This is a genomic window from Streptomyces sp. NPDC020884 (assembly GCF_044333935.1).
Taxonomy (GTDB): Bacteria; Actinomycetota; Actinomycetes; order Streptomycetales; family Streptomycetaceae; genus Streptomyces.
Genome location: NZ_JBIRRY010000006.1, coordinates 152,519 through 168,289 on the forward strand (window position 1 = coordinate 152,519; position 15,771 = coordinate 168,289).

Genomic DNA, 15,771 nt, shown 5'->3' on the forward strand with positions numbered 1-15,771 from the left:
CGGGTCAGGCGGCGTCCGGCGGGGTGACCCGTTCGCCCGGCGGCACGGGTCCCGGGGGTGTGCCGTCCCCGAAGGGGCGTCCGCCGAGCTGTTCGCGGTGGTGCGGGGTGGTCCAGCCGGTGAGGTCGGGGCCGGCGGGGACGATGGCGGTGGGGTTGATGCCCGTGTGCACCTGGTAGTAGTGGCGCTTGATGTGGTCGAAGTCGACCGTGTCCCCGAATCCGGGCGTCTGGTAGAGGTCGCGGGCGTACGCCCACAGGACGGGTTCCTCGGTCAGCTTCGTACGGTTGCACTTGAAGTGGCCGTGGTAGACGGCGTCGAAGCGGACCAGGGTGGTGAACAGCCGGATGTCGGCCTCGGTGATGGTGTCGCCGACCAGGTAGCGGCGGTCCGCGAGGCGGGCGGAGAGCAGGTCCAGGCGGCGGAAGAGGGTCGCGTACGCCTCTGCGTACTCCTCCTGGGAGCTGGCGAACCCCGCGCGGTAGACGCCGTTGTTGACGTCCCGGTAGACGCCCTCCATGACCTCGTCGATCTCCGCGCGCAGCGGCTCGGGGTAGAGGTCGGGGGCGCCGGGCCGGTGCAGAGCGGTCCACTCGGTGGCGAGGTCGAGGGTGATCTGCTGGTAGTCGTTGGTGACCAGCTTCCCGCTCGGTACGTCCACGATCGCGGGCACGCTGACGCCGCCGGGGTAGCCGCGCTCCCTGGCGTCGTAGGCCTCGCTGAGGTGGCGGATACCGAGGACCGGGTCCTTGCCGTCCGGGTCGAGGGTGAAGCGCCAGCTGCGGTCGTCCTGGATCGGGTCGGCGACGGCGAGGGAGAGGGCGTCCTCCAGGCCGAGGAGCCGCCGGGAGACCAGGGCGCGGCTCGCCCAGGGGCAGGCCCGGCTGACGACGAGCCGGTAGCGGCCCGGTTCGACGGGCCGGCCGTCCCGCCCGTCCGCCGTGATCCGGTCGGCGAAGTGGCTCCGGGACCGCTTGAACGGCTTGTGCCCGTAGGAGCCGTTGCCCTCGGTCCCGGCGCCGGTCGCTGTCGTGTCGCTCATGCCGTGCTCCTCGATGCGTCGGTGGATCTGTCCGGTGCTCGTCGTCGGCCCCGCCGGTCGGCCCCGACGTCGGCCAGCGCCACGATCAGCCCGGCCAGCACGAAGGCGACGGACACGATGAGCCCGTGGTCGTAGGCGTCGGCCCAGCCGTCCGGGCCCACCTGGGCGAAGAAGACCGCGCCGACGGCGGCGATCCCGATCGCGGAGCCGACCCGCTGGCCGGTCTGCAGGGTGCCCCCGGCGCTGCCGGCGCGGTCCACCGGCACCTCGGCGAGGGTCAGGGTCTGGTTCGGGGCGATGACCAGGCCGCTGCCGAGACCGGCGAGGAGCAGCGGGGCCGCCATGGCCCAGCCGGCTCCGGCGCCGGGGACCAGGTGGACGGCGAGGGCGGTGCCCGCGAGGCCGAGGGCGACCATCACCAGGCCGGCCGCCACCAGCGGACGGCCGAAGCGCCCGACGAGCCGGCCGCCGATGGACGCGGCGACGCCGGAGCCCAGGGCGAAGGGGGTGATGGCTAGTCCGGCCTGGAGGGCGGAGTAGCCCAGGCCGGACTGGAGATAGAGGGTCGTGACGAAGAAGATCGAGGTGAACCCGGCGAAGTAGAGCAGGATCAGCAGGCAGCCCAGCCAGTAGGAGCGCAGCCGGAACAGCGACAGGTCCAGGACCGGGTGGGTGCGTCCCCCCGTGCACCGCGACTCCCAGGCCACGAAGGCGGCGAACAGCGCCCCGGCCAGGACGAGCAGCAGCCACTTGGCGTTGCCGGGCCACTGCTGGGCCTGGACGAACGGCAACAGCAGGGCCAGCACCCCGGCCCCGAGCAGGGCGACGCCCACCGGGTCCAGGTCGCGGGGGCGGACCCGGCTCGCCGAAGGGGTGTCGGGCAGGAGCCGGCGGGCGAGCAGGAGGCAGAGGACGCCGAGCGGGAGGTTGACGTAGAAGACCCAGCGCCAGCCGTGCTCCGGTCCGGCGGCCTGGATGAGCAGTCCGCCCAGCAGCGGGCCCACGGCCGTGGAGATGCCGACGACGGTGCCGAACATGCCGAAGGCCCGGCCGCGCTCCCGCCCGGAGAACATCTGCTGGATCAGGGCGGAGATCTGCGGGGAGATCAGTCCGCCCGCCACACCCTGCACCAGTCGGGCGACCACCAGCCAGAGGCTGGACTGGGCGGCTCCACAGGCGGCGGAGGCCAGGGTGAAGAGGGCGAGTCCCGCCATGAAGACCACGCGGCGGCCCCGCGCGTCCCCCAGGCGTCCGGCGGGGATGAGGAAGAGGCCGAAGGCGAGGGCGTAGCCGGAGAGCACCCATTGGAGATCGGACTCGGGGGTGTCGAGGCCCTCCCGGATGGAGGGCAGAGCCACGTTGACGATGGAGACGTCCAGCAGGGTCATGAAGCCCGCCACCAGGCAGACGGCGAGTGCCCGCCAACGCCGGGGGTCGGGGCCGCCGGGGGCGGCGTCGCCCCCGGTCGGCCCGGGATGCGCCGCGCTCCGTGCCATGGTTCGCACCTTAGGTCGCGCCGGGGGGTTCTTCCCCCAGGACGCGTCCGCACCGGTGGCCCGGATTTCCGGCGGGGTCCGGCGCGGCGTGCCGGGGGCCGGCGGGGGTATTCGTTCCCGCATGACTGTGGAGAAGACGAGCGTCCTCGTCCTTGACTGTGCCGAACCCATGGAGCTGGCCGAGTTCTACGCCGGTCTCCTCGACGCGGAGATACGGATCGGCACCGACCCCGATTTCGTCGAGATCGTCGGCAACGACGGCGTCCGGCTGGCGATCCGCCGCGACCACGGCTACGCCCCGCCGAGCTGGCCCCGCCCGGAGGACTCGCAACAGGCGCACCTGCGGATCCTGGTGGGGAGTGAGGACATCGACGAGGCCGAGCGGGAGGCGATCGGGCTGGGGGCCCGGCCCGTCGACACCGGCGACGGCAACGGCGGACCCCGGGACGTGCGGGTGTACGCGGATCCGGCGGGCCACTCGTTCTCGCTGGCGGTCTACCCGCTGCCCCAGGGCTGAGCGGCCGGCGGACCGGCGGGGCGGGTGGCGGAAGGGTCCCAACGGGCCCTTCCGCCACGCGCGTTAATAGACAGGAAAGTTTCCCAACACTGTTGACGCCAATTGGAAGGAACCTTTACTTTCAGTCCTGCCGACATGGCGCCTCCCACCCCCCTCCGAAGGGAGCACCACCATGCACCAGCGCACCAATCCCCCCACCGAGCCCACCCCCGCGACCGGTCGCCGCCGGCTGGCCCGCAAGGCCCTGCTCGCCGCGTCCGCGCTCGGTGTGGTCACCGCTCTCATGGCTCCCGTCCGGGCGGGTGCCGCCCCGGCTCCCGCCTCCCCCACCTCCCCCGCCTCCGCCACGGCCGCCACCCCGCTCGCCGCCAACGGCCAGCTCTCCGTCTGCGGCCGCCAGCTCTGTAACTCCTCCCGCCAGGCGGTCGCCCTCAACGGGATGAGCACGCACGGCACCCAGTGGTACGCCCAGTGCGTCACCGACGGCTCGCTCGACGCCCTGGCCCAGGACTGGCGCGCCGACGTCCTGCGCGTCTCCACCTACGTACAGGAAGGCGGGTACGAGACCGATCCGGCCGGATTCACCGCCCGTGCGCAGAAGTTCGTCGACGCGGCGCACGCGCGCGGCATGTACGCGGTGATCGACTGGCACATGCTCAGCCCGGGGGACCCGAACGCGAACCTGGCGAATGCGAAGACGTTCTTCACCGCGATGGCGAAGAAGTACAAGGACCACCCGGGCGTGCTCTACGAGATCGCCAACGAGCCCTCGGGGGTGAGCTGGTCGGCCATCAAGTCGTACTCCGAGCAGATCATCCCGGTGATCCGGGCCCAGGACCCCGACGCGGTCGTCCTGGTCGGGACGCGCGCCTGGTCCTCCTTCGGGGTGTCCGAGGGCTCCGACGAGTCGGAGGTCGTGAACAACCCGGTCAACGCCTCCAACATCATGTACACCTTCCACTTCTACGCGGCCTCGCACCGCGAGGAGTACCTCGCCGCACTGGACCGCGCCTCGGACAAGCTGCCCGTCTTCGTCACCGAGTTCGGGACGCAGAACTACGCGGGCGAGGGCGCCAACGACTTCGCCATGTCGCAGCGCTACCTCGACCTGATGAAGAGCAAGAACATCTCCTGGACCAACTGGAACTACTCCGACGACCACCGCTCCGGCGCCGTCTTCAAGACCGGCACCTGCGACGGGAGCAACTGGACGGGGACCGGGGTCCTGAAGGAGGCCGGGGTCTGGATCCGCGACCGCATCCGCCAGTGACCCCGGCCCGCTCCCCGCGCCGTCAGACGGAACGGCGGCGCAGGGAGGCGTCGGTGAGGACCGCCGGGGTGTAACCGGCGTCGCGCGCCGACAGGCTGACGCCGGGCGGGACGATCTCGTCGATCCGGTCGAGGACGTCCCGGCCCAGCCTCACCTTGTCGGCGCCCAGTTGGCTCGCCAGCTGTTCGAAGGTGCGCGGCCCGATGATCGCCGAGGTGACGGCCGGGTGCTCCAGCACGAAGGCCAGGGCGAGTTGGACCAGGGTGAGTCCGGCCTCATCGGCCAGGGCCGCGAGCGCGTCGGCGGCCGCCAGTTTGGCCGCGTTCTCGGGCGCGGCGATGTCGAACCGGGCGGCCTGGCGCTCGGCGCGGCTGGAGGCCGGCTGCTCGCCGCCCGTACGGTAGCGGCCGGTCAGCCAGCCACCGGCGAGCGGGCTCCAGGACAGCACCCCCAGCCCGTACCGCTGCGCCACAGGCAGCACCTCGCGCTCGATGCCCCGGGCCAGCAGCGAGTACGGGGGCTGCTCGGCGACCACGCGTTCGCGGCCCCGGCGCTCGGCGGTCCACTGGCCCTCCACGATCGCGGAGGGCTCGAAGGTGGAGGTGCCGATGTAGCGGATCTTGCCCTGGTGGACCAGGTCGGAGAGCGCGCCGAGCGTCTCGTCGAAGTCGGTGTCGGGCTCGGGGCGGTGGACCTGGTAGAGGTCGATCCAGTCGGTGCCGAGCCGGCGCAGGCTGTTCTCGACCTCGCGGATGATCCAACGGCGGCTGTTGCCGAAGGCGTTGGGGTCATCGCCCAGCCGGCCGTGGAACTTGGTGGCCAGCACCACGTTGTCGCGCCGGCCGCCCGCGAGCGCCTTGCCGACGATGGTCTCGGACTCGCCCTGCGAGTAGACGTCGGCGGTGTCGACGAAGTTGATGCCGGAGTCCAGGGCGTGGTGGATGATCCGGACGCTGTCGTCGTGATCGGCGTTGCCCCGGGCGCCGAACATCATGGTGCCCAGCGCGAGCGGGCTGACCTGGACGCCGGTGCGGCCGAGGTTGCGGTATTCGGTCATCTGGCACTCTCCTTGACGAGCTGACTGGTGGTGGTGTCGGGGCGGTGGTCGGGCGGGGCCGGGACGCCGGTCTGCCGGAAGGCCTCCCACAGGAGGTGGTACGGGCCCCGCGCCGCGAGGAGTTCGGTGTGCGTACCGCTCTCGACGACGGCTCCGGCGTCGAGGACGATCACGCGGTCGGCACGGGCGGCGGTGGTCAGCCGGTGCGCGACGACCACGGTGGTACGGCGCCGGCACAGGGCGTCCGTCGCCGCGGCGACCCGGCGCTCGGTGGCCAGATCGAGCGAGGCGGTGGCCTCGTCGAGCAGCAGCACGTCCGGGTCGACGAGTTCGGCGCGGGCCAGGGCGAGGAGCTGGCGTTGCCCGGCGGACAGGTTGCGGCCCCGCTCCCCCACCTGCTGGAGATAGCCGAGCCGGAGTCCGGCGATCATCTCGTGGGCGCCCACGGCCCGCGCCGCGCTCTCCACCTCGGCGTCGGTGGCGTCGGGCCGCCCGTAGGCGATGGCGTCCCGCACGGTCCCGCTGAAGAGATACGGCTCCTGCGGTACGAGTCCGAGTCTGCGCCGGAAGGCGGGCAGGTCGAGGTCGCGCAGATCGTGGCCGTCCACCCGGACGGTCCCGGCGGTCGGGTCGTAGAAGCGGGCCAGCAGTTTGACGACGGTGGACTTGCCCGCGCCGGTGGCCCCGACCAGGGCGACGGTCTCGCCGGGCGCGATGCGCAGCCGCAGCCCGTGCAGGACCTCCTGCCCGCCGCCGCCCGCGTAACCGAAGGACACCTCGTCGAACTCCACCTCGCCGCGCAACCGGCCGACCGGCAGCGGGCGTTCGGGCTGCGGGGTGCCGGCCGGGGTGCGCATCAGGGAGCGGAGCCGGCCGAGGCCGATGACCGCCTGCTGGTAGCCGTCGAAGACCTGCGAGAGCTGCTGGATGGGCGAGAAGAACAGCTCCACGTACAGCAGGAAGGCGATCAGCGTGCCCGCGCTCAGCTCGCCCGAGCGCACCTGGCCCGCGCCGGCGACCAGGACGGCCGCCGTGGACAGGGTGCCGAGGAACTCCACGAACGGGAAGAACGTGCCCATGTAGCGCTGGGCGCGAAGCCGTGAGTTCCGGAAGCCCCAGGCCAGTTCGGCGAAGTCCTGGGCGTTGCGCTCCTCGCGGCGGAAGGCCTGGGTCACGCGGATCGCGGTGACGTTCTCCTGGAGGCAGGCGTTGACCGCGCTGACCCGTTCGCGGGCCTCCCGGTAGGCGGGGACCGAGTAGTGCCGGAAGAGGGCGGTCGCGCCGATCAGGACGGGCAGGGCGAGGAGCAGGACGACGGCGAGGCCCGCGTCGATGACCAGCAGGGCGACCAGCACGCCGAGGACGGTGAGCAGGCTGACGACGGCGGTGATCAGACCGGTCTGGAGGAAGTTCGACAGGGCGTCCACGTCGGTGGTCATCCGGGTCATGATCCGGCCGCCGAGCTCCCGCTCGTAGTAGTCCAGACCGAGCCGCTGGAGCTGGGCGAAGGTCTTCACCCGCAGGGTGTAGAGCAGCCGCTCGCCGGTGCGTCCGGTGGTGCGGACCTGGGCGACGCCGATCAGCCAGTTCGCCGCGACGACCAGGCCCGCGACCGCGGCCGCCACCAGGAGCACGCCCCCGGCCCCCCGGGCGACGCCGTGGTCCACCCCGTGCCGGACGAGGACGGGCACGGCGATCTGCGCCGCCGCGTCGAGGGCGACGAGCAGCAGCCCGAGGAACAGCGGGAGGCGGAAGGGCCGCAGCAGGGTGCCGAGGTGGAACTCCCGGTCAGCGGCGACCGCCTGGGCCGTGGGCACCTTCGGATCGGCCTCGGGCAGCGGGAGGCGGGCGAGTCCGGCGATCAGCTCGGGGCTCGGCGGGGCGGAGCCGAGGACCCCGCCGCCGGGTCCGCCGCGGCCGGGACCGGAGGTGGCGGCGGCCTCGGCCAGCGCCTGGGCGGCCCGGACGGCGGTGGACTCGTCGGCGTCCTCGACGGCGGCCCCGTCCCGGTGCCACAGGTCCGCGGTCACCCCGCCGGCCGGGGCTTCGGGCACCGGCTCGGAGGCGGTCGGCTCGGAGGTGGACAGCAGCGTGCGGAACAGCGCCGATCGGGAGCGGAGTTCGTCCAGCGTGCCGGTGTCGGCGATGCGGCCGCCGTCCAGGACGGCGATCCGGTCGGCGAGCTCCAGGGTGGAGCGGCGGTGCGCCACGATCAGGGTGGTCCGGCGGCGGGTCGCCGCGTGCAGCCCGGCGTGGATCTCGACCTCGACGCGGGCGTCGATGGCGGAGGTCGCGTCGTCCAGGACCAGGATCGCCGGGTCGCCCACCAGGGCGCGGGCCAGCGCGATGCGCTGGCGCTGGCCGCCGGAGAGGGTGAGGCCCTGCTCGCCGACGACGGTGTCGTAGCCCTGGGGAAGCCGTTCGACGAAGGTGTCGGCGCGGGCGATCCGGGCGGCGGTGCGGATCTGCTCCTCCGTGGCGTCCGGCGCCCCGTAGGCGATGTTGGCGCGCACGGTGTCGGAGACCAGCAGGCTCTCCTCGAAGACGTAGCCGATCCGGGCACGCAGCGAGGCGAGGGACAGTTCGGCCACGTCGGTGCCGTCGACGGCGACCGTCCCGGAGGGGACGTCGTAGAACCGGGGCAGCAGGGCCGCGGCGGTCGACTTGCCCGAACCGGCCGCGCCGATCAGGGCGACCGTCTCGCCGGGGCGGACGTCGAGCGTGAAGCCGTCGAGGAGCGGCGGACCGTCGCCGTGGGCGAAGGTGACGTCCTGCCAGGAGAGCGCGGGCGGCCGGTCGGGCAGTTCGCGGGCGTCGGGGGCGTCGGCGATGACGGGGGCCTCGTCGACGACCTCCAGGACGCGTTCGGCTCCGGCGCGGGCCTGCTGCCAGACGGTGAGGAGGGTAGCGACCTGGCGCACGGGGGTGACGAAGGAGCCGAGGTAGGTGGTGAAGGCGAGGAAGGTGCCGAGCGAGATCCGGCCGTGCAGGGCCATCCAGCCGCCGAGGGCGAGGACGGCGACCTGGCCGAGGGCGGGGACGGCCTGGAGCGCCGGGTTGTAGCGGCCGGTGAAGCGCACGACGCGCAGCCGGGAGGCGAACAGGTCGCGGGCGCGCTCCTCCAGGCCGGTCAGCTCGCGGTCCTCCTGGCCGAAGCCCTTGACGACGCGGACGCCGGTGACGGTCGCCTCGACGGTGGAGGCGACCTCGGCGGCCTCCTGCTGGGCGTGCCAGTTGGCGGGGAAGAGGTCGCGGCGGCTGCGCAGGGCGATCAGGTAGAGCAGCGGGCCGACGACGAGGGCGACGACGGTCAGCAGCGGGGAGAGGAACGCCATGAAGACCAGCGAGCACAGGAACATCAGGGCGTTGCCGGTGAGGTTCGGCAGGAACTGCAGCAGGGTCTGGACGAGGGTGATGTCGGAGATGGACCGGCTCACCACCTGTCCGGTGCGCAGCCCGTCCTGCTGGGCGCCGCCGAGTCGCAGGAGGGCGGCGAAGGCGTCGTTGCGCAGGTCGTACTGGACGCCGAGGGAGAGCCGTCCGGAGCGGTAGCGGCGGGTGAAGCTCGCGCCGAAGCGGACGGCTCCGAGTGCGGCGAGCAGGACGGTCCAGGGGACGAGTGAGCCGGTGTCGCCGGCCAGTCCGTCCACGACGTGGCGCAGGACGAGGGGCAGGGTGGCGGTGGCCAGGGCGGCGACGAGCGCCGCGCCGAAGGCGAGCAGGAGGTCGGTGCGGTGGCGCAGGCAGTAGCCGAGGAGGCGTCGCGCCCAGCCCGGTCGGGTGCCGGACCGCCCGGCGGCGCCGGTCCCCGGGTGCTGCCGGGTTCCGGCGCCGCCGTGCGCCGTACAGTCCGTCACCGGGCCCCTGCCGTGGCCGGGACGGCGCGGAGGTGGGCCGCGGTGGCGTCGAAGAACTGGTTGGCGGGGCGCGGCAGGCCGTAGTGGTCGCGCAGGGTGGAGCCGGTGTACTCGGTGCGGAACAGGCCGCGTTCCTGGAGGATCGGGACGACCCGGTCGACGAAGACCTCCAGGCCCGAGGGGAGCACGGCGGGCATGATGTTGAAGCCGTCGGCGGCCCCGCTGTCGTACCAGTGCTCGATGGTGTCGGCGACCTGTTCGGCGGTGCCCGCGAAGGTGCGGTGGCCGCGTCCGCCGCCGAGCCGGCCGATGAGCTGGCGTACGGTCAGGTGCTCGCGGCGGGCCAGTTCCACGATGAGGGTGTAGCGGCTCTTGGCGCCCTCGATCTCGTCCTCGGTCGGGATGTCCTCGGGAAGTTCGGCGTCCAGGTCGAGGTCGTCCGGGGCGATCTTCAGGCGCAGGGCGAGCTGCCGCTTGGCGTACTCGGGGACGATGAGGCGGTCCAGCTCGGCGTCCAGCTCATGGGCCTCGGCCTCGGTGTCGCCGATGACGGGGACGATGCCGGGCAGGATCTTGATGGTGTCGGGGTCCCGGCCGAGCGCGACGGCCCGCGCCTTGACGTCCCGGTAGAAGGCGATGCCCTCTTCCAGGGTCTGCTGGGCGGTGAACACCGCCTCGGCGTACCGGGCCGCGAAGTCCTTGCCGTCCTCGCTGGATCCGGCCTGCACGAGCAGCGGGTGTCCCTGCGGCGGGCGCTGGACGTTGAGCGCTCCCTCGACGCGGAAGAACTCGCCGCGGTGGTCGATGGCCCTGACCCGGTCGGCGAGCGCGTGGACGCCCTTCTCCTTGTCGGCGACGACGGCGTCGTCCGCCCAGCTGTCCCAGAGTTTGGTGGAGACCTCGACGAACTCGGCGGCGCGGCGGTAGCGCTCGCGGTGCAGCGGGGTGTCGTCCAGGCCGAAGTTGCGGGCGGCGTCGGCCCCGGCGGTGGTGACGATGTTCCAGCCGGCCCGGCCGCCGGAGACGTGGTCCAGGGAGGCGAACCTGCGGGCCAGGTTGTAGGGCTCGTTGTAGCTGGTGGACGCGGTGGCGATGAGCCCGATGTGCTCGGTGGCCCCTGCGAGCGCGGTCAACAGGACGGTGGGCTCCAGCTTGGCGGCGGGACGGCGGCCGGGGTCGCCCATGAGGACCGGGCTGTCCGCGAGGAACAGGGAGTCGAGGCGGCCGCGCTCGGCGATCCGGGCGAGGTTCTTGTAGTGCGCGATGTCGGAGTTCGCCTCGGCGGGGCTCTCGGGGAGCCGCCAGGACGCCTCGTGGTGTCCGGTGGACATGAGGAAGGCGTTGAGGTGGAGGGGCTTGCGGGGTCCGGCGGAAGGCATGGCTGTCTCCAGGCAGGTGCGGGAGGGATTCCCGGCGGGTACGGGCAGCGGGTGTTCACGCGTCGGGCGGCCGGCGGCGGCCGCGTGACGCCGGAGCGGCAGGCGTCAGGCCGCCGCGGGGGGTTGCGCGACCCCGAGGGCGGTGAGCAGGGCGTCGCGGTACTCCTGGAAGCGGGCGTCCCGGCGCGAGCGCGGGGTCGGCAGATCGATGGCGAGGTCGACGGAGATCAGGCCGTCCTCCAGCACCAGGACCCGGTCGGCGAGTTCCACGGCCTCGTCCACGTCGTGGGTGACCAGGAGCACCGCGGGGCGGTGGCGCTCGTACAGTTCGCGCAGCAGGCCGTGCATCTTGATCCGGGTCAGGGCGTCGAGCGCCCCGAACGGCTCGTCGGCCAGCAGGAGTTCGGGTTCCCGGACCAGGGCGCGGGCGAGTGCGGCGCGCTGCTGCTCGCCGCCGGACAGTTCGTGCGGCCAGGAGCGGTCCCGGCCCGCCAGGCCGACCTCCTCCAGCGCGGTCAGGCCGCGTTCGCGGGTGCCGGGGCCGCGCAGCCCGAGGGTCACGTTGTCCAGGACGCGGAGCCAGGGCAGCAGCCGGGAGTCCTGGAAGGAGAGCGACACCCGTTCCGGGACGGTGAGTTCGCCGGAGCCCTCGACCGTGTGGTCGAGCCGGGCGACGGCCCGCAGCAGGGTCGACTTGCCGGATCCGCTGCGGCCCAGGAGCGCGGTGAACTCCCCCGGCGCCACGGTCAGGTCGAGTTCCTTCAGGACGATCCGGTCGCCGAACCTGCGGACCAGCCGGGACGTGCGGACGGCGGGCGGGGCCTTCGTGATCAGCCCGCCAGGGTGCGTCGCCATGACAGGACCTTCCTTTCGATCGCGCGCACGCCCGCGTCGGAGGCGAAGCCGAAGATCCCGTAGGCCACCAGCCCCACGATGATCACGTCGGACTGGGCGTACTGCTGGGCCTGGAACATCATGTAGCCGATGCCGCTGGTGGAGTTGATCTGCTCGACGACGATCAGGCCGAGCCAGGAGGAGGTGACGCCGAGCCGCAGACCGACGAAGAAGCCGGGCAGCGATCCGGGGATGACGACCTTGCGCAGGAACTGTGCCCGGCCGAGGTCGAGTCCTTCGGCGAGCTCCACGTACCGGCTGTCGATGGAGGTCAGCGAGGCGTAGGTGTTGATGTACATGTTGACCGCGACGCCGAGCGCGATCACCGTGACCTTCATCTGTTCGCCGATGCCGAGCCAGAGGATCAGCAACGGCAGCATGGCGAGCGAGGGGATGGCGCGCTTGATCTGGAGCGGTCCGTCCAGGAGGTACTCGCCGCTGCGGCTGAGCCCGGCGGCGACCGCGAGGACCACGCCGGCGGTGACGCCGAAGAAGAGGCCGAGCCCGGCGCGCTGGAGGGAGATGAGGACGTTGTCCTGGAGGCGTCCGGTGGCCACCAGGTCGGATGCGGTGGAGATCACGGTGCCCGGCCCGGACAGGATGCGCGGGTCCAGATAGCCGGAGGCGGAGGCGGCCCACCACAGGGCGACGAGCAGGACGGGGCCGATGAGCCGGCCGAAGGGGAGGGACCGGCCGGGGCCGAGCCGCCTGCGGGTGCCGCGGGCGACGGCGGGGCGGTTCCGGTCCGCGGTGTCCGCCGGGGGCGGCGCGTCCTCGGTGAGGACGGCGGGTCCGCCGGGGCGGGCCGTGGGCAGCAGGTCGGTCATGAGGTCTCCCGGTACTCGGCGGGAACGGACTGGGCCGCCAGGCCCTCGAAGCGGCGGTCGAACAGGTCGGCCACGTCCTGCTTCGGTACGAAGCCGCCTTCGGCCATCAGGTCGGCGGTCTCCTGCTCCCACGCGATGGCCTGGTCCCAGTCGACCGGGAACTGCGGCTTGTTGAGCGAGGCGACGATGCGCCGGCCGTCTGCCACGGAGACGCCCTCGCTCTTCACGTAGTAGGTGTCGATCCACTCGTCCGTGTTCTCCCACGCCCAGACCAGGCCCTTGGCCCACAGCGGAATGAAACTGCGGACGGCCGCGGCCTTCGCCGGGTCGTCGAGCACCTCCACCGGGGCCCACAGGACGGTGAGCAGGTCCACGACCTCGGTCTTGAGGCCGGTGGCGCCGTCCTTGCCGTACTGGTCGAGGTACTTGGTGAGGGTCGGCTCGCCGAGCGGCGCCACATCGACCTGCCGGGACTGGAGCGCGGTGAGGAACTGGGTGCTGGGCAGGGCGACGAGTTCGACGTCGCTGTTCTTCAGACCGGCCGCCTTCAGGGCGCGCAGGACGACGACGCCCTGCGCCTGGCCCTGGGAGAAGCCGATCTTCTTGCCGCGGAAGTCCTCCGCCGAGGCGATGTCGGAGCCCGGAGCGGTGGCGAAGGTGTAGAGGGGGCGCGGGCGCACCTGAACGGCGACGATCTTCGTGTCGACGCCGATGGCCTTGGCCTGGATCGGCGGAATTCCCGCATTGGAGGCGAGGTCGATGGACTGGGCCCGGAATCCCTGGATGATATCCGGGCCCGCGCTCAAATTCGGCCATTCGGAAACCGTGAAGGCAAGTTCTTTCTGAAGACCGGCGGGTTCCAGCTGGAGCCGGGTCTGGCGTACCGCGACGGTCAGTTTCGTGCCCGGCGGCGGTGCGCCCGAGGGAAGCTTTCCGGTGGGTTCGGAACGGGCCACGGTCTTGGCCTGCGGAGAGCAGGCGGCGAGGCCGAGAACCGTTCCGGTGGCCAGAGCGAGAAAGGACCGGCGGCCCACGGTTCGGGTGGTCGCGGAGAGGTCGTGGGTCTGGTGACGAGGCATGGGGTGTGTTCCTGGCTTTCAGAGGGAGTGGTAGGCGCCGTCGTGGAACAGCAGCGGGCTGCGGTCCTCGTCGAGCCAGGAGTCGGTGACCCGGGCGATGACGATCCGGTGGTCCCCGGCGGGCACGATCTGCTCGGTCTCCAGGCGCAGCCAGCCGGCCACCCCGTCGAGCACAGGTTCGCCGCCCGCCAGCCGCCGCCAGGCGGTGGGGGCGGCGAACCGGTCGATGCCGCTGGTGGCGAAGGTCCGGGCGAGGGACTCCTGGTCGGCGCCGAGGAAGTTGACGACGCTGGAGGAGGCCGCCTCGACATGGGGCCAGGAGGAGGTGGTGGTGCCGATGCCGTACGAGACGAGCGGCGGGTCCAGGGACAGCGAGGTGAGCGAGGTGGCGGTGAAGCCGACGGGTCCGCGGCCGGAGTCGGCGGTGACGACGACCACGCCGGCCGGATAGCGGCGGAACACCTGCTTGAAACGGTCGGGGGCGTAGGCGGGGGCATAGGAGGGCACGGTGACGGTCAACATCTCTCCCGGAATGGAAGGAAGGGCGGGCACGGAACGAGCGAAGGGCTCGAAAAAAGCGCGCACGGAGGCACGGGCGAAAGAGGCACACGCGAAAGCGGGGCCGGATCCCGGCGGGGATCGGCCGGTCGCGTCGACCGCCCGGAGAATCAGCTGGGAGTTATCGGGATCCCGGACAGGAGCGACCACGACAGGGCCGGGAGAATTCCCTCACCGGCGCAGCCGTGCGACAGCGGCGAGCCGCGCAGGGCACGCTCTGCTGAATACGCTGTCGGCTGGTCATGAATCCATTGCCCTGGGGTGCTGTCGGGCCGGTCAACAATGCAACGTTCTGAATTAAGTCGGGTTCCGCACACCGCCGGAGAACGGGGCCGGCGGACGTGTTCAGGACACCGCGGGCAGTGCGGGCCAGGGCCCGAGCGGGTCGGTGTACAGCGCGCCGAGCGCCACCGCGCCACCGGCGGTGGCCAGCACCGATCCGGTGAAGCTGCTCGGCACCACGGCCCGTTCGGGGTCGTCGCAGACCCAGGAGCGCCGCGCCACCTCCGCCCGCAGGTCCGCCAGGCACTCCGGTATCCGGCCCGCTCCCGGCTCGACGACCACGAGGACCTCGGGGTCGAACATGTCGAGCAGCAGGGCCGCCGCCCGGCCGACGAGCAGGGCCCGGCGGCGGAAGAGCGCGAGGGCCCGCGGGTCGCCGGCCAGGGCTCCGTCCAGCAGTTCGGTGAACGAGCCGACGAACAGGCCCTGTTCGGCGGCGCGGCGCACCATGGCCCGCTCGGAGACCTCCGACTGGAGGCAGCCGGTGCGGCCGCACGAACAGGGCTCGGCCCCGCCCGATCCGCCTGCCCCGAGCGGCAGATGGGCCACGCTGCCCGCACCGGAGCGAGGGCCCAGGTGCATGGTTCCGGAGCTGGCGAAGGCCGCGTCCACCACGGCTCCGACGAAGAGCAGGACCGTGCTGGCCCGGGTCGACACCTCGCCGAACAGCTGCTCGGCGCGGGCCAGCGCCCGCGAGTGGCTGTCCACATGGACGGGGAGCCCGGTGGCGGCTTCGAGGATCTCGCGGACCGGGACGTCCCGCCAGCCCAGGTGCGGATGCTCGACGACGACTCCGGCGGCGGGGTCCACCCGGTGTCCGGTGGCGAAGCCGAGGGCGAGGACGGTCCGGCCGGCGGCGTGCGCCTCGACCAGCCGGGGCAGCCGGTCGGCGAGGTCACGCAGCAGGGCGGGCCCGGTGGCCAGGCCGCGCGGGGAGCCGCCGGGGACGGTGGCGTACGGGCCGTTGGCCCCGATGGCGTGCGGCTGCCGGTCCTCGGCGACGATGCGGCCGCGCAGGTCCATCAGCGCGACCGTGGAGTGCGCGACGGCGACGTGGGCCCCGGCGACCAGATAGCGGCCGGTGTCGATCTCGACGGGGATGTGCGGCCGGCCGAGGCCTTTGGGTCCGGCGGTCTCCGCGCCCTCCCGGACGAGACCGCGCGCCAGCAGCTGCCCGACGTGGCCGGTCACCGCCGCCGGGGAGAGCCCGGTGAGCCGGGCGACGTTCGACCGGGCCACCGGCCCGTGGTCGAGGATGGCGCTCAGCACGGAGCCGGTGCCGGAGACCCGGCGGGCGGACCCGGCGGCGGGGATGTCCGAGCGGCGCAGCGGGGCGGGGCGGCGGGCGGGCACGGGCGGACGCTTCACAGGTGTCTTCACAGGTCCTCGATGGCAGCGGGCCGTGCGGGAAGGCGTCCGGACGGAGCCTCGGGCCGAGGATCCGCCCGGCGCAGGGCCGGAGCGGGTTCGGCTTCTCCCGTGGAACGGTGGCCCAGGGCGCGCGCACCGGGGG

12 protein-coding genes are annotated in these 15,771 nt (G+C 72.9%); 2 read left to right on the forward strand and 10 right to left on the reverse strand.

Annotation, left to right across the window (positions count from 1 at the left end):
* Positions 1-4 precede the first annotated feature (4 nt).
* Together ACH4UK_RS20110 and ACH4UK_RS20115 are read right to left on the reverse strand one after the other, a co-directional pair.
* On the reverse strand, positions 5-1,042 hold the full coding sequence (locus ACH4UK_RS20110; RefSeq protein ID WP_398358024.1) for a glutathione S-transferase family protein: 1,038 nt from the start codon (positions 1,040-1,042) through the stop codon (positions 5-7).
* A complete protein-coding gene (locus ACH4UK_RS20115; RefSeq protein ID WP_398358026.1) occupies positions 1,039-2,538 on the reverse strand; it encodes an MFS transporter in 1,500 nt (499 codons plus the stop codon). Before ACH4UK_RS20115 ends, ACH4UK_RS20110 begins: the two co-directional genes overlap by 4 nt.
* Positions 2,539-2,659: 121 nt before the next feature.
* On the opposite strand from ACH4UK_RS20115, the gene ACH4UK_RS20120 reads away from it, so the two are divergent.
* Positions 2,660-3,055: a VOC family protein gene (locus tag ACH4UK_RS20120; RefSeq protein WP_398358028.1), complete on the forward strand. Its 396-nt coding sequence runs from the start codon at positions 2,660-2,662 to the stop codon at positions 3,053-3,055.
* 172 nt (positions 3,056-3,227) lie between these two features.
* The gene (locus tag ACH4UK_RS20125; RefSeq protein ID WP_398358030.1) at positions 3,228-4,325 is read left to right on the forward strand and encodes a glycoside hydrolase family 5 protein; all 1,098 of its coding nucleotides are present in this window, start codon (positions 3,228-3,230) and stop codon (positions 4,323-4,325) included.
* Between the two features lie 22 nt (positions 4,326-4,347).
* On the opposite strand, the gene ACH4UK_RS20130 is transcribed toward ACH4UK_RS20125, so the two are convergent.
* The 8 genes from ACH4UK_RS20130 to ACH4UK_RS20165 form a co-directional block, all read right to left on the reverse strand.
* Positions 4,348-5,382: an aldo/keto reductase gene (locus tag ACH4UK_RS20130; RefSeq protein WP_398358032.1), complete on the reverse strand. Its 1,035-nt coding sequence runs from the start codon at positions 5,380-5,382 to the stop codon at positions 4,348-4,350.
* The gene (locus ACH4UK_RS20135; protein ID WP_398358034.1) at positions 5,379-9,239 is read right to left on the reverse strand and encodes an ABC transporter ATP-binding protein; all 3,861 of its coding nucleotides are present in this window, start codon (positions 9,237-9,239) and stop codon (positions 5,379-5,381) included. The genes ACH4UK_RS20130 and ACH4UK_RS20135 overlap by 4 nt, the downstream gene beginning before the upstream one ends.
* Positions 9,236-10,618 carry an LLM class flavin-dependent oxidoreductase gene (locus tag ACH4UK_RS20140; RefSeq protein WP_398358036.1) on the reverse strand — a complete coding sequence of 461 codons (1,383 nt, stop codon included), beginning with the start codon at positions 10,616-10,618 and terminating at the stop codon, positions 9,236-9,238. Before ACH4UK_RS20140 ends, ACH4UK_RS20135 begins: the two co-directional genes overlap by 4 nt.
* Positions 10,619-10,723: 105 nt before the next feature.
* A complete protein-coding gene (locus tag ACH4UK_RS20145) occupies positions 10,724-11,473 on the reverse strand; it encodes an ABC transporter ATP-binding protein (RefSeq protein ID WP_398358038.1) in 750 nt (249 codons plus the stop codon).
* Positions 11,449-12,339 (reverse strand): ABC transporter permease, encoded by an 891-nt coding sequence (locus tag ACH4UK_RS20150; RefSeq protein WP_398358040.1) that lies wholly within the window; start codon positions 12,337-12,339, stop codon positions 11,449-11,451. The genes ACH4UK_RS20145 and ACH4UK_RS20150 overlap by 25 nt, the downstream gene beginning before the upstream one ends.
* Positions 12,336-13,418 (reverse strand): ABC transporter substrate-binding protein, encoded by a 1,083-nt coding sequence (locus tag ACH4UK_RS20155; RefSeq protein ID WP_398358042.1) that lies wholly within the window; start codon positions 13,416-13,418, stop codon positions 12,336-12,338. The genes ACH4UK_RS20150 and ACH4UK_RS20155 overlap by 4 nt, the downstream gene beginning before the upstream one ends.
* A gap of 18 nt (positions 13,419-13,436) precedes the next feature.
* Positions 13,437-13,940 (reverse strand): flavin reductase family protein, encoded by a 504-nt coding sequence (locus ACH4UK_RS20160; RefSeq protein WP_398358044.1) that lies wholly within the window; start codon positions 13,938-13,940, stop codon positions 13,437-13,439.
* Positions 13,941-14,321: 381 nt separating this feature from the next.
* Entirely contained in the window at positions 14,322-15,626 is a 1,305-nt protein-coding gene (locus ACH4UK_RS20165) for an ROK family protein (protein ID WP_398358046.1), read from the reverse strand.
* Between the last annotated feature and the right edge of the window lie 145 nt (positions 15,627-15,771).